At 41.6% G+C, this 22,010-nt stretch carries 15 protein-coding genes and 1 pseudogene; 8 read left to right on the top strand and 8 right to left on the bottom strand.

Going from position 1 to position 22,010, the window contains the following annotated elements; translation table 11 throughout:
* Positions 1-231 precede the first annotated feature (231 nt).
* From V7K27_RS30090 to tnpA, 7 genes and pseudogenes are all read right to left on the bottom strand, one after another.
* Positions 232-636, bottom strand: a complete 405-nt coding sequence (locus V7K27_RS30090) for a peptidoglycan-binding domain-containing protein (RefSeq protein WP_334952190.1) — start codon at positions 634-636, stop codon at positions 232-234.
* A gap of 748 nt (positions 637-1,384) precedes the next feature.
* The gene (locus tag V7K27_RS30095) at positions 1,385-2,752 is read right to left on the bottom strand and encodes an NAD(P)/FAD-dependent oxidoreductase (RefSeq protein WP_334952192.1); all 1,368 of its coding nucleotides are present in this window, start codon (positions 2,750-2,752) and stop codon (positions 1,385-1,387) included.
* 65 nt (positions 2,753-2,817) lie between these two features.
* On the bottom strand, positions 2,818-3,063 hold the full coding sequence (locus V7K27_RS30100) for a hypothetical protein (RefSeq protein ID WP_334952193.1): 246 nt from the start codon (positions 3,061-3,063) through the stop codon (positions 2,818-2,820).
* A 38-nt stretch (positions 3,064-3,101) separates the two neighbouring features.
* Entirely contained in the window at positions 3,102-3,767 is a 666-nt protein-coding gene (locus V7K27_RS30105; protein WP_334952194.1) for a cytochrome c oxidase subunit 3, read from the bottom strand.
* 383 nt (positions 3,768-4,150) lie between these two features.
* The gene (locus tag V7K27_RS30110; protein ID WP_334952195.1) at positions 4,151-5,806 is read right to left on the bottom strand and encodes a cytochrome c oxidase subunit I; all 1,656 of its coding nucleotides are present in this window, start codon (positions 5,804-5,806) and stop codon (positions 4,151-4,153) included.
* Complete coding sequence (locus V7K27_RS30115; RefSeq protein ID WP_334952196.1) at positions 5,796-6,710, bottom strand: cytochrome c oxidase subunit II; 915 nt, start codon at positions 6,708-6,710, stop codon at positions 5,796-5,798. Before V7K27_RS30115 ends, V7K27_RS30110 begins: the two co-directional genes overlap by 11 nt.
* Before the next feature lie 228 nt (positions 6,711-6,938).
* Positions 6,939-7,331: pseudogene (gene tnpA, locus V7K27_RS30120) on the bottom strand (IS200/IS605 family transposase).
* 258 nt (positions 7,332-7,589) lie between these two features.
* Here tnpA and V7K27_RS30125 point away from each other — a divergent pair.
* Entirely contained in the window at positions 7,590-8,762 is a 1,173-nt protein-coding gene (locus tag V7K27_RS30125; protein ID WP_334952197.1) for an RNA-guided endonuclease InsQ/TnpB family protein, read from the top strand.
* 326 nt (positions 8,763-9,088) lie between these two features.
* Here V7K27_RS30125 and V7K27_RS30130 read toward each other — a convergent pair whose 3' ends face one another.
* On the bottom strand, positions 9,089-9,235 hold the full coding sequence (locus V7K27_RS30130) for a hypothetical protein (protein ID WP_334952198.1): 147 nt from the start codon (positions 9,233-9,235) through the stop codon (positions 9,089-9,091).
* A 1,803-nt stretch (positions 9,236-11,038) separates the two neighbouring features.
* On the opposite strand from V7K27_RS30130, the gene V7K27_RS30135 reads away from it, so the two are divergent.
* The 7 genes from V7K27_RS30135 to V7K27_RS30165 all read left to right on the top strand — a co-directional run bounded on the left by V7K27_RS30135 (position 11,039) and on the right by V7K27_RS30165 (position 21,971).
* Positions 11,039-14,098, top strand: a complete 3,060-nt coding sequence (locus V7K27_RS30135; protein ID WP_334952199.1) for a peptidase domain-containing ABC transporter — start codon at positions 11,039-11,041, stop codon at positions 14,096-14,098.
* Between the two features lie 144 nt (positions 14,099-14,242).
* A complete protein-coding gene (locus V7K27_RS30140; RefSeq protein ID WP_334952300.1) occupies positions 14,243-15,790 on the top strand; it encodes an HlyD family efflux transporter periplasmic adaptor subunit in 1,548 nt (515 codons plus the stop codon).
* Positions 15,791-15,910: 120 nt separating this feature from the next.
* Positions 15,911-16,708 carry a peptidylprolyl isomerase gene (locus V7K27_RS30145; protein WP_334952200.1) on the top strand — a complete coding sequence of 266 codons (798 nt, stop codon included), beginning with the start codon at positions 15,911-15,913 and terminating at the stop codon, positions 16,706-16,708.
* A gap of 443 nt (positions 16,709-17,151) precedes the next feature.
* Entirely contained in the window at positions 17,152-17,466 is a 315-nt protein-coding gene (locus V7K27_RS30150) for a hypothetical protein (protein WP_334952201.1), read from the top strand.
* Positions 17,467-17,546: 80 nt separating this feature from the next.
* Positions 17,547-17,861, top strand: coding sequence for a hypothetical protein (locus tag V7K27_RS30155; RefSeq protein WP_334952201.1), 315 nt, complete (start codon positions 17,547-17,549; stop codon positions 17,859-17,861).
* 80 nt (positions 17,862-17,941) lie between these two features.
* Positions 17,942-18,232, top strand: coding sequence for a hypothetical protein (locus V7K27_RS30160; protein WP_334952202.1), 291 nt, complete (start codon positions 17,942-17,944; stop codon positions 18,230-18,232).
* Positions 18,233-18,914: 682 nt separating this feature from the next.
* A complete protein-coding gene (locus V7K27_RS30165; protein WP_334952203.1) occupies positions 18,915-21,971 on the top strand; it encodes a tetratricopeptide repeat protein in 3,057 nt (1,018 codons plus the stop codon).
* Positions 21,972-22,010: the final 39 nt, after the last annotated feature.

A 22,010-nucleotide genomic window follows, 5' to 3' on the forward strand; every position in this document is an offset into this window, starting at 1 on the left:
TTCAGGATGAATTCTGTACGAGTGGATGATAGCGCAGCTTTAGCTCATCCGGGAGCGTCTGAATATTGGTTAAAACCGTACTTCATCCCGCTACGCCTTTGGCCCCTAGCGGTCACTGACTTGTGCCGAGGTGTAGGCGAAACTAGTATTAAATATTCCTCCTGATTAAAACTCTATCCCTTTATGAATAGAGTATTCACCAATTCTGAATTCTGTATTCTGACTCCTGATTTATTTCAGAGATGCCAAAGTCCGGTGTCCAATTATTCCGTCTGCTCTTAACCCTTTAGACTTCTGAAATTGGATCACGGCTGAACGTGTCTTGTTATCAAAGACACCAGTCACATTTGCAGTATAGAATCCTTGCTGTTTTAAAGAATTCTGAGCAGTTTTGACTGCCTCTCCTCTGCTACCTACTCTTAGTACGTCACTATGGTACGCCGTATTATTAGACCTGTGCTTGGCATGAACCTTTTGGACAGCATTAGGCTTTTTGATGGTGTTGCCCGACTGGGTATTTTGAGCAACGTAGGAAGCAGTAGTCGGATTGTGGCTTTTATTATTGCTTAAAGAGTAAGCAGGCATAGCAGCAGCCAAAGTCAAGGCAGGGAGCAAAGCAAGTACTTTCCAATTCATCTTTTTGTTCCTTCTAACTATGAGAATTATTAAATTTTGATTAGAAGAGTCATCCTAATAAGGGTTAGTGGCTTATGGTGATTCTTCTCGGTAGACTCTGGTGTCTGGGTTTAGTATAGAGTGGGCCTATTTTTTAACCCAGAGCTTTAGCATCACACGTTATATTGACAGAGCTATGGCAACATTGTGACGAAAGCATGACTAATTCATTTAGAATTGTGTCGCAATTTTGACTTCCGCTCTGCGATACTAGCACAGCGCGGCGGAAATAAACATAAGATCAAACCTCACCCTCAATCCCTCTCCGTGAGTTCGGAGAGGGAAGCCGGAGGCAGGGTGAAGTTTTATATTTAATTTGACCCACTTACTTACTACTACAGGTCGGCGGAAATAAACCTGACTTTTCACGGGATCTGGAAAACCTCACTTCCATTCCTCTCTCCTGCAAGGAGAGAGGCTTTGAATTCTCCCCATTCCCTTGTAGGGAAGGGGGCTGGGGGGTTAGGTTTCGCGTTAGCTTTTCCACATGACCTGAATTGTCAGGGAAATAAACCTACCATTTCATTACAGCCAGAAAGCCTAAAATTAAAGCCTTTTGAATTACGAATTACGAATTACGAATTACGAATTCCACCCTGCGGTACTAGTAGTCTGTCAAGCTTAAATTGATGGGTAGTGCGAGCATCTTGCTCGCGTCGTGAGCGAGACGCTCACACTACCAACCCGTCAAAATGAATTTGACAGACCACTAGTCCCTTTTCTCTTCATCACCTAACATTTTCAATAATTTTCTGGCAACTAAAACGCCCACAACTCCAGCACCAACTAATTCCACCGCTTGCACCACTTTTTTCCCTACATCTTGAGGGTCGAGGTGGTGATGAAAAATTTTCTCATCCACCCATTCAGTTGTCGCTTTGAAATCATGAGTTGGTGTTGGCAATAACGTTAAATAAGTGGCTTGACGGATTAAATGTCCGGGTTCGCCTGCAACTTCAAAAACATTGGATAAGTTAGCAGCAGCCTCATTTATTCCCAATTTCAAGAGAGTTCCACGAATGTTAACCTTAGCAGGTTTGAGGTCTTTCCCCAACGCTAATGCTTTCAAATTACTGGCAATATTAGCCCCTTGTTGATAAGCCACTTGAGCTGTCGGTGGTAGCGAATTATCCTGAACTGCCACACAATCACCACCGGCAAAAACTTCTGGAAAGTCGAGCAATTGCATGGTAGGAGTAACTAGGAGGCGATCGCTATGATCCCGATGTTCTTTGGAAATTGCTAAATCTTTAATCAGTGGATGGGTGGAAGTCCCAGCTGTCCAGATTGTAGTATGTGTTGCTAATGTCTCGATTTGCTCATTGCGCTTATATTCAATCCCGTTCGCATGAATAGCAGTGGCTTCTGCTTCCGTGAGTATTTCAATTGGCACAGCGCGTTTTTTCAATTCCCCTTCGGCAATTTCACGTAATGGATCATTAATATCACCACTGAGGATTTGTTTACCGTGATTGAGCATTACCACGCGAATTTCACTCTGATTACCTCCTAAAGCGCTATACCAATGGGGGAGGAAATCAGCTAAAGTTGCTGCCATTTCTACACCAGAAGCACCACCACCAACTACGACTACTGTTAACAGTTTTTGGCGTTGTTCTAAATCTTCAGTTTGCACTGCTTGTTGTAAACGATCGCGTAAATGCCGCTCCAGAGCGATCGCATCTTCTTGCGTCCAGAAAGGAAAGGCATTTTCTTTGGCTCCCTCAACTTGATGATAGCCAGTCACGCTGCCCAAAGCTAATACTAAGTTGCTGTAATTGTAGGAGTTTCCTGAAGTTAATTTTACTGCCTTTTGATGTAAGTCTATCGACTCCACTGTATCTTGAACAAAGATGACACCACTACCTTTAAGTAATTCCGAAAAACGTGGTACTACTTGAAAGGTATCCATCTCGCCATCGAAATATTCATAAAGTAACGGCTTAAAGCAAAAGCGTTCGTCTTTATCAATCAAGATCACAGAGCGAGGATAATGTTCGTGAGCTAAGTGCAAGGCTGTAAATAGCCCGGTAAAGCCACCACCGACAATCACAGTTTGATAAACTGGGCTGTTCATAAAATCCCTTCCAAATATTGTGAGATCAGGATGTTCAATTAATCAGAGCAATCAGAGCTTCTCTACTATAGGAATAAAAACAAAGCAATCAAACTAGCGCTGAGGATCACAGCTAATCCAATAGCGTATTCAACTCTCCGACTAAAAAATCCTACAGCCGCAACCAAGGCGATCGCTAGCCCGATAATGCCAATATATTGCTCTTTTTGTAAATTCTGTGCAATTAGTGGGTCTTTACCTGGTGGTGGAGTTTCTTGAACTGCTTTAGGAGCGAGTTCTGATGCTGGTAATTCTTGAATGAATAAATTCATAAAGTTACTCCTGAAAATACTTGGTGAACTGAACCTTTTTATGCTCGCCAAAGATAGAGAAGCGAGAAAAGGAAGACCCAAACTACATCAACAAAGTGCCAAAATAGAGTAGTTGCACTTGTACCGAAGTGAGTCTGATTATAATTGCCTGGAATGAATGAGCGAATCAGCATAATTATCTGAAGCACAACACCAGCCAGAACGTGTAGACCGTGGAAACCTGTCAGCAAGTAAAATGTGGAACCAACTAATCCTGTAGTCAGCTTGAAATCGAGATTTTTCCACTCAATTAATAGACCAATCAGAAAGTAGGTTCCCATTGCGATCGTTATCAGCCATAGCCAGCGAAATTTAGTGAGTTGATTATGCTTGAGAGCATTTTCTGCTGGTTGAATAACAAAGCTGCTAGAAAGTAATACTACCGTATTAATAATCACAAGGGTAGACAATTCTGGCCCTGAAATACCCGGTGGTAGCCAGTTAGTAGTATTCAGTCGCAGAACAACATAAGTAAAGATAAAACTCAAAAAGATGATACTCTCTGACAGCAGGAACACGGTAAAGCCGAACATCCCTTTACCATGATGATCTTCATGACTCCCACCACCACTTGGTAGGAAGCGCTGTAACCAATTTGGTAGGCGTAGGAGCCACTCTTCAAAACGGATCGGACTTTCATCTAGATGAATGGGGCGAGGTTGCATAATTCAATTGGGGCATTGGGCATTGGGCATTGGTTAAGCTGTTGCGTATTTAATTTGTATATTGGACGCGCTCATGTTGCCCGCACTACAATATTTTTGGGTTTTCGTGTTATACAATTTAGCTGCACATCAACTTATGCTCGTTGTCTCCTTTGTCCTCAGTAATCAGTAAAAGGTGTTTTATCCGAATGGCACTAAGTTAAAATACAGCCCTTGCCCTGACTGGTTAAGAGCCTCCAGGCTGGGAACCCATTCTGGGAGGGCTGCCGCCTCCTCTTTTTTGACGAGAGGTAGAACCTCTCGGAATACATTCCCAGCCTGGAGGCTGGGAACGAGGCAATACAAGCCTTTGGGCTTTTCTTGATGCCATTCGTGTTTTATCTTTACTCACCGTTATCAGAATTTGCTATTACTGAGTATTTTGGATCGCCATAGTCGTAGGGAGGTCTTGTCACAATTGGAATCTCTGCAAAGTTATCTCGCGGTGGTGGTGAAGTGGTTGTCCATTCCAATCCAGTAGCGTGCCAAGGATTATCAACCGCCCTTGGGCCATATAGCCAAGAACCGACAATATTGGCAATAAAGGGCAGAGTCGATACTCCCAGTAAGAATGCCGCTAGACTAGCGATGACGTTCCATCCTTGATACCGTGGATCGTAGGAAGAAACTCGGCGCAACATCCCTTGCAAACCTAACGGGTGCATGGAGAAGAAGGTAATATTGGCAGGAATAAAGGTCAGCCAGAAATGCAGCTTGCCCCAGCCTTCAGCGTACATCCTTCCAGTTATTTTGGGAAACCAGAAATAAATGGCTGCAAAGATTGCCATTGTGATGGTGTTGAAGACGATGTAATGGAAGTGACCCACCACAAAATAAGTGTTGTTGACGTGAATATCAAACGGCGTTGCGGCAAGCATGACTCCAGTAACGCCACCGAAAATAAACATGGCTGCACTTCCCATCGCAAATAGCATTGGTGTTTCTAAATGCAGCTTGCTTTTCCAGATAGTGGCAGTCCAAGCAAATGCCTTCACACCAGTCGGTATGGAAACCAGCATCGATGTAAACATAAAAGTCATCCGCATCCAGCCAGGGGTGGCACTGGTGAACATGTGATGCACCCAAACGAAGATGCTGACAACAGCGATACCTAATGAGGCGATCGCAACTGACCGATAACCAAACAAAGGATTCCGGGAAAAGGCTGGCAGAATCTCTGCAATAATACCGAAGGCTGGTAGCGCCATGATATAAACTGCCGGGTGAGAATAGAACCAGAATAAATGCTGGTAGATGATGGGATCGCCATTCTCTTCTGGTTTGAAGAATTGCGTACCGAAAGCGAGGTCAAACAACAGCAGTATCAATGCACCTGTCAAGGCTGGTAAGTTAATCAACTGCAACAACTGGGCGCTGAGAACTGACCAAACAAACACAGGCATTCGGAAAAATGTCATCCCTGGCGATCGCATCCAAAAGATGGTAGTCACAAAATTCACAGCCCCCATGATCGAGGAAATGCCGATCAATATGAGACTGACGATCCAAATAAATTCACCGTTAATTAGTTGACCGGGCGGAAATTGCAGACTGACTGGTGGATAAGACCACCAACCTGCTTGTGCAGTCCCATTGGGTAGCAAAAAGCTAGATATTAGCAAAATACCTGCTGGTGGCAGAATCCAAAACGAGATGGCATTAAGTAAAGGAAACGCCATATCCCGCGCTCCAATCATTAACGGCACTAAGTAGTTAGAAAGTCCGGCATTGAACGGGATAATCCACAGGAAAATCATGATCGTGCCGTGCATGGTGAACAAGCCGTTGTAAAGAGGGCGGTCAACCACATTTGATTCTGGGGTGAGGAGTTCGGCACGAATGATCATCGCCAACAGCCCGCCAATCAGGAAGAAAATAAACGTCATCACCATGTATTGAACACCGATAACCTTATGGTCGGTGTTGAAGCTGAAATATTGCCGCCAGCCATCAACAGGCTCTTTATCCTGGGCGATCGCTTCACTGAATTCATGTGTCATTACTTAACTTCCTTTCATTCGCTATGGCTTTTTGATTGGGTACGACAGTATACCAGCCGCTTTTAAATAATATCTTTGGTGGTTGGATATGTTCGGCAACTGCCTGATTTTTTATAGCCGTTGGTTCGCTAGCCATTTGGACGAGCCACTGGTTATACGCTTCAGGGGATTCAACGTATACATCTGCCTCCATCAAGGCAAAGTAAGTACCACTAAATTGAGAATCTTTCAGCTTATATTTTCCCGTGCGAGTAGGCGTTAGCACAATATCAATGTCGCGTTTGGGGATAATATCCTGTTTTAAGCGGAACTCAGGGACGTAAAAACCGTGAATTACATCTTGTGCATGCAGATTCAAGCGGGTGCTGCGATTTACTTTTAGGTGTAATTCGTTACTGGTAATATTATTTGGATAGCGGAAAGACCACTCCCACTGTTTAGCGAAAACATCAATAGTTTCAGAAGCAGGTTTGGGAACGTCGCTGACTAGTGCAGCGTTAGCTGATTCTGAGGGCAGATGCAAATGCACGATTTGTCCCAAACCCAAGATATTTAATTGCTGATAAATATGGAAGCTTTGAAAACCAATCCACAACACCAGCAGCGTCGGGGTTGCTGTCCAGATAATTTCTAGCCTGACATCGCCTCTAGAGGGATGTCCTTCGCTGTAGTCATCCTTGGATGCACGAAAGAAAAGTATCGAATACACCATCATGCCAACCAGCCCAAGCAAGATGAAAGCTCCAATTGAAACTAAGAAGCTAAACAAATCATCTACTTTTTTTGCTTCTGCGGTGGCTTCAGCAGGCATCCACGAGTAAGCTTGCTGTCCAATCCAATGGCTGATAACGAGCAGGAATGCGATATAGCCAGCTATTAGTAAATATTCTAAAAATCTAAACATAGCAATTTTCCGCAAGTGACCAACCCCAAATAGTATGATAATTCAGCGTTGGCTGCACAGATCCATAAATCAAGTCTAATTTTGGAGGTGAAGAAGAATTTGCGACAGTTATTGTTGAGGGTTCCCTAAAAAGATTTTTTGCTAAGAGAACTAATTTAGCTTTACGAGTGTGATGCTTATATCCCCCGAATTCTATTCGGGGGATATAAGCGAACAGGATAAATTTATTTATCCGTGATGCGGGTCGTTAATGTATTCTAAGACTTTCTGAGTGCTAACTTTTCCAGTAGTGTCAAACATATATGAATGTGTCCACAGACTGGGGAGCTTCAAAAGTTGCTGGAAATTCTTGGCGCGTCGTATCTACTGGAGCGACCTTTAAATGTCTTGACTACTCTTGAGATTGAATGATGCGGGTCATACTCTACTAGTAAATGTATATGATCTGGTGCAATTTCTCTCATCTTTAATCACCCACTTGTTATCGTTAGCAACAGACTGGAATATTTGAATGCAACGAAGTTTTAAATTTTCTTTGTTCGCAAATACCCTCCTACGCCTACATGGTATCCAGACTAGGTGAACCGAAAAAGCGCCCAAGCAGTGATTTTCAGGAGGCAGGAGGTCGAAGGCAGGAGGCAGGAGGAACCCACGTTTAAAAACGTGGGATTGAAGCAATGACGCTTTGTATCTCGCGCTACGCGTCTCGATACAATTCTTTTTTTAAACTGGGCAATAACCCAGAACTAAAGTTTTTATTAATACTCCTAACCTCCTGCCTTCAGCAAGAACTGCCCTCTGCCTTTCTTGTAATGATTATATACAGATTTCATGTAGATGAGTGTTGATTGTCTACATCATTCATGGTACTATAAAATTATGAAAACACTGAAGTTCAAGTTATATCAACACAAGCGAAACAGATTTCTCAAGCGGTCAATAAATGCTGCTGGAGTAATTTATAATCACTGTATTGCTCTCCACAAAAGATATTATCGGATGTGGGGTAAACACTTGAATTGTGCAAAGCTTCAATCTCATATCGCTTCAAAACGATCGCGTAAAGAGTTCTGGCAATCAGTAGGTTCTCAGGCAGTGCAAGATATTTGTCAACGCATTGAGAAAGCATACCAGTTGTTTTTTAAACATAACAAAAAGCGCAAAGTCTGTGCGTCCCGGTTTCCGGGCGCAGAACTTTGTAAGAAGGGGGTTAGGCCGCCAGGCTTTAAGAAAGTCAGAAAATACAAATCATTCACCTTAAAGCAAGCTGGCTACAAGTTTCTAGGTGGGAATCGAGTTAAAATTGGACTACGTGTTTATCAATTTTGGAAGTCCAGAGAGATTGAGGGGAAAATCAAGACATTGACCATTAAGCGCACCCCATTGGGTGAATTGTTTATGGTGGTTGTTGTTGATAGTATTGATGAACCAGAAATAAAATTCACGACTGGTAAGATAGCGGGATTTGATTTTGGTTTAAAGACATTCCTAACCTGCTCAGATGGGACAATAATTGAGTCCCCCCAATTTTTCAAACAATCACTCAACGTTATAAGAATTGCGAATCGGCATCATTCTAAAAGCGATCAAGGATCTTCTAACCGAGAACGGGCAAGGAAGAATTTAGTACGCGCCCATGAGGACATAGCCAACCGCAGAAGTGATTGGTTTTGGAAGTTAGCGCATGAGTTAACTAATAGATTTGATGTGCTGTGTTTTGAGACGCTAAACCTCAAAGGCATGAAGCGTTTATGGGGAAGAAAAATTAGTGATTTAGCACTTCGAGACTTTCTAGATATCCTGGAGTGGCAAGCGTTGAAGAAAGGCAAACAAGTGGTCTACATTGACCAGTGGTATCCAAGCAGCAAAACTTGTTCTAACTGTGGGCATATTTTAGAAAGTCTGGATTTGTCAGTCAGGCGTTGGCGTTGTCCTTCATGTCTTTCTGTTAATGACCGAGACGAAAATGCCAGTTTGAATATTAAAAGAGTCGGGAGTTCGACTCTAGGCGTAGGAGATGTCAGACAGTCCCAGACTGCAATCTCTGTCTGATGCCTGAATCCCCCGTTTTGAAAACGGGGGAGTGGCTCAATAGAAGTTAATACTAATCAGGTTGTAGTTACAGCTATTTTCAGGTAAATAGACCACGCGGTAGGGGCACAGCATTGCTGTGCCCCTACAACAGATGTGGTTCAAATACATGATTTCTGCTGTAAAGCACCTGAACCATCAGTTAATGTAGCTTTACTAATTTCTAGTGGTGCGATTGGCATTGCGTTAAAACGTAAACGTAAAGTAAATACCTCCACTTATTCTTTAAAATGAATGTACATAATCAACTTTCGTGTCTAGTTATTAATAATAAATATCTCAAAGCCTTATTCCTTTCCAGAAACTAGCCTGACTAGGAGACTGGCGATCGCTCCCTTCTTTGCAGATATCGCACCCCATAAGTTAGTCACAGAGATATTTGTGCAGTTTTCGGAGATGCCTTGTCTCAATGGATATGCTTGGCGAAGTAGCACTTTATACACTTAGTCAACAAAAAAGTTTTTTAGGGACTTCCAAATAAAAAATTGCTGTGTTTCGATTTTGATTGGTTCTTCTCTGGGAAAAAGGTATGGTTGTGGGAATTTACTAATGTGTGTGCTTGATCACAATATTGATGTGTTTAATCTCACTGCTAATTGAAACAACTTATTATATCAAGCAATATGCGCCGTTATGACTCACACCGCACTACTCTATGTCGTCGCCTAGTTGTTTAAAGATTTAATGTATAAATGGGTTTGAAATATATTTTTTAGTTAAAGATAATCTATTAGGTGATTTTTCGGAAAATTTACCGAAGAAAGTCTTCAAGTATTCAAATTTGAACTTGATCGGTGTAAGTTCAATATGTAAATATTCTGATCGCAAATCTATTTTAATCACTTGCATTTATTCCACTAAACGAGGTATGATGCAAACGTCAAATAACTTGCCAGATGTTCCCTTAAAGGTACTACATAGGGCAGGTAAAGAATTTACTCTAGAATCTTCCAAGTAAACTTAAGCAATGTTTGTTTAAGTGTAGCTTTGCTTGATTATTCAGGAGGGAGGAGGCAGGAAGCACCCACGCCGTTGCGTGTGGTATTGAAGCAAGGACAACACCAGATGCTCTACTTGAGCAAAGCCCAAGACCGCACTGGCCCCTTTGGATATCGGGCTACGCGTCTCGATATAATTATTTTGATACTAGTGCGGCTTTAAAGCCACAACTTAAGTTTCTCTTAATACTTATTTCCTCTTGCACTCTGGCTTTGTTCGTAAAAGCTGCAAAACTTATGATGTGCTTTATAGTTTTTATAGCCTTCTACTTCCTGTAGCCTACCGAAAACTAGCTTTTTAGTATTCAAGGTTACTTTTCTTGAGACTGAGGCTATCCCTGTGTTATTCCCCTAGACTCGTAAAACACTAGGGGAATAACACAGGGCACTAATTGCACATTGTGTAGATATCTAATTAACCCTACAAGGTTAATTAGATAGTGCAGTTGTGGTCTTTTTGCTGTCAAGCTTTGATCACACCACTGCAATGGATTAAGTAGGTCGGCGCAATTAAAGCTAACTGGTGAAGGCTGTCATTTGTCCTCTCTTACAAAGTTCTGAGCGGAGGAAACCTCCGCTCAGACTTTGCGCTTTGTCACTTGTACTGAGCGACGTCGAAGTATTGGTCATTAGTAAGGGCTTTAAGCCTATTTACGTTTCGTAACATACTTAGGTTTTTTCGCGCCAACTTAGTTACGTTTGCCCATAATTTAGCACTCATGCAATCTATGCAATTATGTCAAACTATTTTAGTCAAGACAAGGCTGTTAAAAAGTTAGAGATGTCTGAAATCAGTCTTTTAATGCTTTTTCTGGATCAGGTCTTGTTCAAGAGCATGAAAGCTAATTTTCAATCAATATCTCGATCTGGAAAAATTCGGAGAGTTGGTGATTGAGAACTGGAAGAATTGGTGTAGCGATCGCTATACTCACAAAATTTTGATGTGAAAATAATTCTTCTCAATCACCAATTACCCAGTCCGCTGATTGTCAAAATGAGCGAGCCATATTCGTGTGTGACTATGTTGATGGAGTTAGTTGATGTTTACCTTAAATGTAGCTAAACAAAAATACCTTGCATGTAAAAGAAAGATGGTTTCTTACCATGCTTTTTCCTCCCAAGATTACTCTCAGGAGGCTTGGGGCTTCATCAGTGAAAATATTGTATTTAACAATACTTTTAATTAATTTTTAAATCTGATTCAGACTGATAGCTAAATTCTGTTGTGGAGATTAGAAAATGCCACCAGTGCTTTCTGGACAAGATGTGGGTGAAAGGCTCTTGTACACCTTGGGTGCAAAGCTTTCAGAAAAAGAATTAGAAACCTTTCTAGCAGAAATGGAGATTGTGGAGCCACCAGTAGCGAAGCAGTTCTGGCAATCTGCACAAACGAATCCTGGTATCTACATTATCCTTACAGGTAAAGTCCGACTGTTAGATAGCTCCGAGAATTTAATCACTACCTTTGGTGCATGGTCTGTTTTCGGCGAATTGACTCTGTTTCCCGAAGCTAACTTTAGTCCTTATGTAGTCAGAGCTTCGACAAACCTAAAACTGGGCTATTTTAGGGAAGAGGCATTGCAAGTATTAATAGAGAAATATCCTAACATTAGCGATCGCCTATACGCGCGTGCAGAACTTTGGGATTTGCTGTTGTTATGTCGGCAAATCTCGCAATTTCCCTCCCATACTTCACTTGTTCCAGGAATGCTCAAAGCTTTATCTCTGTTTGAGCGACAGCAGCTAGAAACTGGCTTTGTAAGTCCACAAATATCCGAAAATTCCCAGTTGTGGCTATTGTACAGAGGTCAACTGCGCCATTCTGAAGGTCATTCTTTGACCCCAGGCACAATCTTTGCTCAACCAGAACAAGGAGATTGGCAAGCAACACAACCAACAATTGCTTACATTCTGAAAAACGACGATATACAAGCAGCACTAGAATACTTACCGGAGTTGGGGGAGTGGGGAGAGACGCGATTAATCGCGTCTGTAGTAGGGAGTGGGGAAAAAACTTCCCAATCTCCAAAATCTAAAATTATTCCTTTTCCTCAACGAGTTCAACAGTCAGAACAACAGCCAAAAAAGTCACATTTTTACTTCCCTAGTCCGAAGGTAAAAATGGGGCATTGGTGGAAACGCCTCACCAAGAGCTATCCCTTCTACGCCCAACAAAGTGCTGCCGATTGTGGCTCTGCTTGCTTGGTGATGATTGGTAACTATTGGGACAAGCGTTTTAGTATCAATCGCCTGCGGGATATGACCAACGTCAGCCGCAACGGTGCATCCCTGAAGGCTATGGCAGCAACAGCAGAAAACCTCGGTTTTGCTACCCGTCCGGTGAAAGCCACTCTTGAGAAATTGGCAGAACAACCTTTACCGGCAATTGTCCACTGGGAAGGCAACCACTTCATTGTTGTCTATGAAATTACGAAAAAGCGGGTGATTGTATGTGACCCGGCTCTTGGTCAACGCAGCCTGACAAAAGCTGAATTTCAAGCAGGTTGGAGTGGTTATGCATTGTTGCTGCAACCTACAGCCCTATTAAAAGATGCTAAAAACGAAAGTAGAAGCTTCTGGAAGTTTTTTGAGTTAATCAAACCTCACTATCGAACATTATTAGAAATCTTTGCAGCTTCGGTAGTAATTCAATTATTTGGACTGGTAACGCCCGTATTCACTCAGTTGTTGCTCGATAGAGTACTTGTGCAACGTAGTGTTACAACCTTAAACGCCATTGGTGTGGGAATGATTGTGTTTGGGTTGTTTGGTGTCGCTGTCAACGCTCTACGGCAATATCTCCTATTTCATACTGCTAACCGCGTTAGCATCGCCCTACTCGTAGGTTTTATCAAACATACCTTCCGCTTACCCCTTTCCTATTTCGAGTCGCGTTACGTTGGGGATATAGTCTCGCGCATCCAAGAAAACCAGAAAATTCAGCAATTCCTGACTGGTCAGACACTCTCCATCATCTTGGATATGCTGACATTGGTGGTTTATCTGTCCTTGATGTTCTCCTATAGCTGGCGGATGTCATTATTCGTGCTGTGTACTATACCGCCATTTTTTATCTTGGCGCTGGCTAGCACAAGTATTTTGCGCCGCATCTCCAGAGAGATTTTTAATGCAAACACCAAAGAACAAAGCTATCTCATCGAATCCCTGAGTGGAATTCGTACCGTCCGCTCATTAGCAATTGAACAGACGGTGCGCTGGCATTGGGAGGAATTGCTGAATGATTTGGTTAAAAAAGCCTTTAATGCTCAGATAATCGGCAATCGTCTGCAAATTATCAGTGGTGTCATCCAAACCTTTGTAAATACTGGATTGATGTGGTATGGAGCGACGCAGGTAATTAATGGCGAACTGACTATCGGACAATTAGTTGCTTTCAATATGTTGGTGGGTAACGTCTTGAGTCCTTTCCAACGGCTGGCTATGCTGTGGAATCAATTGCAGGAAATCGTGATTTCTACCGAACGCATTAATGATGTGTTGGAGGCAGAACCAGAAGAAGATTTAGAAACTAAACCCCGGAAGTCGTTGGGTAAATTGCACGGTAACATTCGCTTTCAGAATGTCACCTTTCGCTACCACTCCGAAACTGAGACTAATGTACTAGAAAATCTGAACTTTGAAATCCAGGCGGAACAGATGGTGGCAGTTGTGGGGCGGAGCGGTTCTGGAAAAACAACCCTCAGTAAATTGATTTTAGGTTTATACCCACCGACAGATGGCAAAGTACTCATTGATGATCATGATATCACGAGTGTTGTCTTGCGATCGCTGCGTTCTCAAATTGGTGTTGTAGACCAAGATACTTTTTTGTTTGGTGGGACTATTCGTGAAAACATTGCGATCGCTCATCCAGATATCTCTTTAGAAGAAATTATCCAAGCTGCAAAATACGCCGGAGCCGACGAATTTATTCAAAAACTACCGATGGGTTACGAATCCCAAATTGGTGAAGGCGGCGGTATGCTCTCTGGTGGACAGCGCCAACGTTTAGCGATCGCTCGTGCGCTGCTCGGAAATCCTCGGTTATTACTATTTGATGAAGCCACCAGCCACCTAGATTCCGAATCAGAAAGAATTATTCAAAACAACCTCAAAACAATACTTCAAGGGCGCACAAGTTTAATCATTGCCCATCGCCTCTCTACAGTCCGCAACGCTGACTTGATCCTGGTTTTAGATCAAGGCGTTTTGGTAGAAAGCGGCACCCATGACGAATTAATCGCTAAAAAAGGTCATTATTACTACCTGAATCAACAACAACTTGCTCAAGTTAGTTGACATTTGTCATTTGTCATTTGTCATTTGTCATTTGTCATTCTCCCCATCTCCCCCATCTCCCCCATCTCCCTCATCTCCCTCATCTCCCCCACTCCCCCACTCCCCACTCCCCACTCCCCACTCCCCATTATCGAAAATAAAACCATGCCAAATCCCAATAGATCATCGCCACTTCCCCAAGATCAGCCAGATCAGGATCAAAGTTATACACAGCAAGAGGAATCTGTAGAGTTCAACGAGCAGATAGAGACAGAAAATGATAGTCAAGATTTGCACTACGGTACCGAAGGATTACTCAATGCCTTACCTCGAGTTTGGACTCGTGGTTTGTTGTATGTACTCATGGGCTTTGCTGTTCTAGCCTTGCCTTGGGCAACTCTCTCACGAATCGATGAGACTGGTAGCGCCAGAGGGCGGATAGAACCTAAAGGCGCAACTCAAAAATTAGACGCTCAAGCTGGTGGGAGTGTCAAAGCAGTTAGGGTCAAAGAAGGAGATACAGTCAGAGCCGGTCAGGTTCTACTGGAACTGAACTCCGATCTGTTGCAAACGGGACTGCAAGAAGTCGAGAGCAAATTGCAAGGGCTACAAAATCGGCAATCGCAACTGGAACTGCTCAAAAATCAACTCTTAATGTCAACTAACCTCTTAGAACAACAAAATAAATCCCAAGAATTAGAAAAAATGGCTCAAGTTAACCAGGCACAGCAAAACCTGGATGCCAAACTGAGTAGCTATAACCTCCAAAAGTTAGAAAAACAAGCATTAGTTAAGCAAGCAGAGCAGCAGATTTACACCACTCACGATGATCAGCAATCGGCTAAAACTCGTTTGAGTATAGATTCTAGGCAAGTTCAACGCTTTAGCAAACTCGTTCAGGATGGTGCGGTTTCTGCAACCCAAATTGATCAACTCAAAAAAGAAGAACAAGAAAGCAAACGACTTTATCACAAGGCTGTATCAGATATTAAACAAGCACAATTGGGTTTAGTGGAAGAACTAAATCGTTATCAAGTCACTATCAAGACGTTGGAATCTGATATCAAACAAGCAAAACTGCGACTGCAAGAAGAACAAAGTAGCTATAAAAGTCTGATGCAAGCCGGGAAACTGGCTGTAATGAAAAATCAGGAGCAGCTAAAAGACCTACAGACGCAAATAACAGCAGCGAAATCAGAAGTGGCTCAGACTAAAAGCCAGATTACATCTATAAGAGTTCAAATGCAGCAACGAGTGGTGCGATCGCCAATTAATGGGGTGATTTTTGAATTACCCACCACTAAGCCAGGAGCTGTAGTCCAAGCCGGTCAAAGGATTGCCCAAATCGCACCCAAAAATACAGACTTTGTACTCAAAGCCCAAATACCTAATCAGGATAGTGGTTTCTTGAAGGTAGGAATGCCAGTCAAAGTCAAGTTTGATGCCTATCCCTTCCAAGAGTATGGAATTGTTCCAGGGAAAGTTACTTGGATCTCTCCTGACTCGAAAGTTAGCGAAACACCCCAAGGGAAGATCGAAACCTATGAGCTAGAAATCACCTTAGAACAGCAGTATGTCCAAAATGGCAGCAAACGTATTCAATTAGGTGCCGGTCAGACAGCAAATGCTGAAGTCATCATTCGTCAACGGCGGGTGATTGACTTTGTTTTAGATCCATTCAAGAAACTGCAAAAAGGCGGTTTAGAGATGTAGTCAGAACCTTGCCGTTGGCGCAGTATCTCGTAGAGAAGAAAAAGACAACGAGAAGAATTAATAATCAATACCCAATGCCCAATGCCCCATGCCCAATCCCCTTAATTATTGGAGAATGTTATGCCCCGCAATCTGACCATTTCTAGTTCAGATATCATTCAGAGTCTCAAACTCTCCTGTCAGATACCTGATGTCCTGGAAGCAATAGCATCGCAAAGCATTATTGCCGAAGCAGCTAAAGAGCTAGGAATTACAGTCACACCAGAAGAATTACAGCAAGAAGGAGATGACTTACGGTTTGCTAAAAAGCTTGTCAAAGCTAAAGAAACCTGGACATGGCTAGAAAAACACCACCTGTCTGTGAATGAGTTTGAAGAATTAGCCTACAACAAAATCCTTTCGCGGAAGTTAGCAAATCATCTATTTTCTGCTCAAGTCAAAAAGCACTTTTATGAACGCCAACTAGATTATGTCGCCGCCGTTACCTACGAAGTCGTCTTCGAGGATCGAGACTTGGCTTTAGAGCTTTTTTATGCCCTAGAAGAAGGCGAAGTCAATTTTCCTGAAATCGCTCGTTTATATATCCCAGAACCAGAACTGCGCCGTGCTTATGGATATCAAGGACTCCGATACCGCAAAGATTTTCGTCCAGAAATTGCAGCAGCTATATTTGCTGCTGCACCACCACAAGCTCTCAAACCGATTACGACTCCCAAGGGGGTGCATTTAATTTGGGTGGAAGAAGTCATTCAACCCCAACTAGATGAACAGTTGCGCCAAAAAATCATTACAGAATCATTTTCTCAATGGTTAAAGCAACAAATCAACGTGATGAAAATAGTTACTCAGATCGACTCAGATGCAAATGTGCGATCGCCGGATAAATTGCTAAATATGTCATTCACCAAGACTAAATAGGTTATTAAATTCCAAATGTTTTTGTAGCTAACTATCTCCCCTAACTTATGGTAGATGTCTCTAGTCTTCAAAAATGTTATTTGTACTGATGTTGTCTGCTTAAAAATTCAATACTTTTTCTTTATTAGTATTTTGTAACCGTATTTATAAGATGCTATTTTGAGGCGATTAAAAATTAAATAAAATCGCTATAAGCCTTACTGGACAAGAATATTTGAACCTCTTGTCTAAATTTATTATGCAATTTTTTCTAATTTTTAATTAATCATATAAATGATATAAATGATGATTATTAATCTTAAAAGTATTAGTTTTATTAATCAAAAATTCCTCAAAAAAGCATTGACTTTTTTGAGGAATAAACTATAGTAAGTATGTAGCCAGCAAAAACAAGGTTGGTTACAGCAAAGATTCCCAAACATCCAATTTCAGGAGAAACTCAAATGATTATTTCTGATCTAAACTACTTGGAAATTACCTCTGAAGAAGTTGTTGGTGGTTATAGTTTTGTTGCTGAAAAGGCGATAAACATCGCAGCTAATCTTGTGGAAAATGTTGCCATCAACAAGAACGTAAACTCCGCCGCTACTGTTAGAGGCAACCTAGCTAATTCTGAAACCCAAGCTACTGCATTCGGTCCCAACACCCTGGCTGAAACAACTGGTTTCACCAATACCACTCCTAATTCTTCTGCTTCTAACTCATTGGCTGTATCTGCTACCAACGCGGGTGTATCTGCTACCAACCCTTCTTATTAGTCTGTAGCAAGTATGTAGCCAAAAAAAGTTGGTTACAGGAACGATTCCCAAAAAAACTACAAATTTCAGGAGAAACTCAAATGATTATTTCTGATCTAAACTACTTGGAAATTACCTCTGAAGAAGTTGTTGGTGGTTATAGTTTTGTTGCTGAAAAGGCGATAAACATCGCAGCTAATCTTGTGGAAAATGTTGCCATCAACAAGAACGTAAACTCCGCCGCTACTGTTAGAGGCAACCTAGCTAATTCTGAAACCCAAGCTACTGCATTCGGTCCCAACACCCTGGCTGAAACAACTGGTTTCACCAATACCACTCCTAATTCTTCTGCTTCTAACTCATTGGCTGTATCTGCTACCAACGCGGGTGTATCTGCTACCAACCCTTCTTATTAGTCTGTAGCAAGTATGTAGCCAAAAAAAGTTGGTTACAGGAACGATTCCCAAAAAAACTACAAATTTCAGGAGAAACTCAAATGATTATTTCTGATCTAAACTACTTGGAAATTACCTCTGAAGAAGTTGTTGGTGGTTATAGTTTTGTTGCTGAAAAGGCGATAAACATCGCAGCTAATCTTGTGGAAAATGTTGCCATCAACAAGAACGTAAACTCCGCCGCTACTGTTAGAGGCAACCTAGCTAATTCTGAAACCCAAGCTACTGCATTCGGTCCCAACACCCTGGCTGAAACAACTGGTTTCACCAATACCACTCCTAATTCTTCTGCTTCTAACTCATTGGCTGTATCTGCTACCAACGCTTATTGATAGTCGGTATATGCTACCAGATCAGAATTAAACTCTACTCACAAAGAGTATTAACTCATGCAAGTAGAGTTAGGCTTGAAAGCCTAGTAGATTCATAAATAGCCGAAGGCTCTCTGCTGATTTGTGCTTTCGGCTTTTACCTAAACTACATCATTTGATCTCAGATAACTGTTTCCTCAATAAATTTTTACAATATTTAGTCCTCAACCCAGGCTACAGTTATGTGCTGTTTGCCCGCCCTGAATTAAAATTCTGGGTTAGTATTCTTTATTGCTATTAAAGTAGGGTGGATACTGCCTACCATTTGCTGAAGCCCTTATTTTGCGCCTTACCAATGGTTGTTGAGAATGGTGCAAGCTTTCAGTTTTAACAGACTTAAAATCAGTATTTCAGTCGGTTTTAACCAAATTAAGTTTTGAAGAAGAATGCAGAATCCAGAATTCAGAATTCACCAATCTTTCAGTCGGGGATTGGGACCCGCGACTACGAAAGTTGACCACCAAATCTATGATTTTGTGGGGTCTTAAACCCAGTTATTCATCCGCTTTTTCGGTCAGAATACCTAACATGAATTCTGACGACTGACGCCAATATTGCTGTTCGATAAATTTCAGAAACTTGAGTTCCTTGCAGATATAAGAACAAAAGACAAATGAAGTAAAAAGATTTGATTGTATAAGTTATGACTAACATTTCTGAGGTTCTCCAACTCGCAGTTCAACATCACCGAGCCAAGCGCTTCACTCAAGCTGAAGAGGTTTATCGTCAAATTATAGACATAAATCCCCAGCAGCCAGATGCACTATATGCCTTAGGTATGCTGGCGCAGCATCGGGGAGAATATCAAAATTCAGAGCAATTTTTCCAAGCAGCCTTGGAATTACAGCCAGAATCAGCCGCAATACACAACAGCTTGGGGTTTACTCTACAACAACAGGGTAAACTAGAAGAAGCGATCGCCTACTATGAAAAAGCACTAAACATTCTACCCGACTGCATAGAAGTGCAAATGAATCTGGGAAATGCTCTCCATCTTCAAGGAAAGTTACCACCAGAAGAACAAGCCCACTATGCAGACTTAAATCAGCAGTTTGCTTTAAGTAGGCAACAAGTAGAGGATTTCAAGATTGCAGAGTTATATTATCGCCAAGCTATTGCATTGCAGCCAGATTTGGTAGAAGCTCATAATAATTTAGGAGAAGTACTCCAAAAACAAGGGCGATTAAATGATGCCCTTAAGTCTTACCAACAAGCAATAAAAATTAAACCAGACTATTCTTACGCCTATCACAACTTAGGCTATTATTTCCAGGAAAAAGGGAACTTTGAGGAAGCAATAGACGCTTACAAAAAAGCATTAAATATTCAACCTGATTTGGTAGTCACCCATAACAACTTGGCAAATGCTCTGAAGGCACTAAATAGATTTGATGCCGCCATAGAATCCTATCAAGAAGCTATCAGAATTAAACCTGATGTTGATTATATCTATTACAACTTAGGAACACTACTTAGAGATAATAACAAAATAGAAGCAGCAGTAGAGGCATTTGAACAAGCTGTCAAAGTTACGCCAAGCTATGCTCGTGCTAAATTGGGTGTTTGTATCAGCCAACTGCCAATTATCTATTCCAGTGTTGATGAAATTGAATTCAGACGAAATCAGTATCAACAGCATTTGCAAAATTTAGCGAAAGGTTATGAATTAACTAATCAGGAAGAACGGGCAAAAGCAGCTGAGTTTGTGGGAGCATTACAACCCTTTTATTTGACATATCAAGGCTTAAATGACCGACATTTACAGCGAACTTATGGGGAAATGATTTACCAGATTATGTCAACTCGCTATCCCCAAAGTGTCCAGCCGCTTGTTATCCCAAATTTAGATAAAAATCAAAAGGTTCGTATTGGTATCGTCTCTGGGTTTTTCTATCATCATTCTAATTGGAAAATCCCGCTTAAAGGTTGGGTAGAAAATCTGGATCGAAGTGAGTTTGAATTATTTGGTTATCATACTGGGGTCAAAAAAGATGATTCAACAATCACTGCCACCAAGACTTTTGATAAATTTGTTCAAGGTGTTCCCTCATTTGAACAATGGTGTGAGTTAATCACAGAAGATAAATTACATATCCTAATTTTCCCCGAATTTGGGATGAACCCAACGACAATCAAACTGGGTTGTCTGAGATTAGCGCCAATTCAAATGACATCTTGGGGACACCCTGAAACCAGTGGACTACCGACAATTGACTATTACTTGAGCAGTGACTTAATGGAACCAGAAAATGCTCAAGAACATTATACAGAAAAATTAGTTAGATTACCCAATCTATCTATTTATTACACACCTTTAGCAATTGAACCGGGAGTAATTAACAAACCAGATATAGGTTTAAAAGAGGATGAAATTTTCTTCTGGTGTTGCCAGTCATTATATAAATATTTGCCCAATCATGATGATGTTTTTCCCGCCATTGCCAAAGGGTTAGAAAATTCTAAATTTGTGTTTATTAAACACGAAAGTCAAGAGATTACAGAAGTATTTCGCCAGCGCTTAAACCATGCTTTTGCAGCCTTCGGGTTGGATTATCAAAAGTACTGTTTATTTTTGCCTGCTATGAATACCAGAAAGTTTGCTGGGACTACAGCCTTAGCTGATGTTTTTTTGGATAGCATTGGTTGGTCTGGATGTAACTCTACTTTAGAATCTATTGCCCATAATATTCCCGTTGTCACTTTACCAGGAGAACTGATGCGGGGACGGCATTCTTTGGCAATTTTGCAGATGATGGGTATAGAAGAGACAATCGCCTCAAATAAAGCAGAATACGTACAAATAGCCATCCGTCTGGGGAAAGATGCTGAATATCGGCAATATATCTCCCAGCAAGTGGCAGAAAATAAGCATAAATTATATGGCGATTTAAAACCAGTCAGAGCGCTGGAAGATTTTATTTTGCAACTGGTTAATAAACCAAGACAATTTGATGCTAAAGATGTTTCTGAAGTCTTTAAACTTGCCGTTCAACATCATCGGTCTAATCGTCTAGACGAAGCTGAACAGCTATATCTTCAGGTGATCGAAAAACAACCAGACTATTCAGAAGCATTATATGGTTTAGGGATGCTGGCACAGCAGAAAGGTGCGTTACAGTCAGCACAGAAGTATTTGAATACAGCTTCGCAACTTCAGCCTAACTCTGTGAAAATTTGGTTTAGTTTAGGCAATTTATATCAAGGACAAGGACAGTTGTTAGAAGCTGAAGAAGCTTACAAAAAAGCTATTGCTTTGCGACCAGATGCCGGAACAATTTATAATAATTTGGGCTACACCTTGGAACAACAAGGTAAGTGGTCAGAAGCGATCGCATCCTATGAAAAAGCTCTGGAATTTCAGCAAAACTGCATAGAAGCGGAAGTCAATTTAGGGAATGCGCTTTTTGCCCAAGGCAAGCTCTCAACAGAGAAACAACCCTATTATGCCCAATTGAATTATAAGCTAGGCATTGCCCGCCAACAAGCAGGTGATTGGCAAACTGCTGTTGTTTACTATCGAGCTGCGATCGCACTACAGCCTGATTTGATTGAAGCTCATTATAACTTGGGGGTGGTACTGCAAGAACAAGGAAAAGAAGAAGAAGCGATTGCTTGCTATCAAAAAGCTTTGGAGTTTAATCCCCAACACCAGTCAGCCAACATCAAATTAGGACAGATTTACCAAACCCAGCACAACTAACAACTAAAAATTTGTGGTTAAACGGGTCGTTTTACCTGA

Origin of the sequence: Nostoc sp. (assembly GCF_036919575.1) — a bacterium.
Lineage (GTDB): Bacteria > Cyanobacteriota > Cyanobacteriia > Cyanobacteriales > Nostocaceae > Nostoc.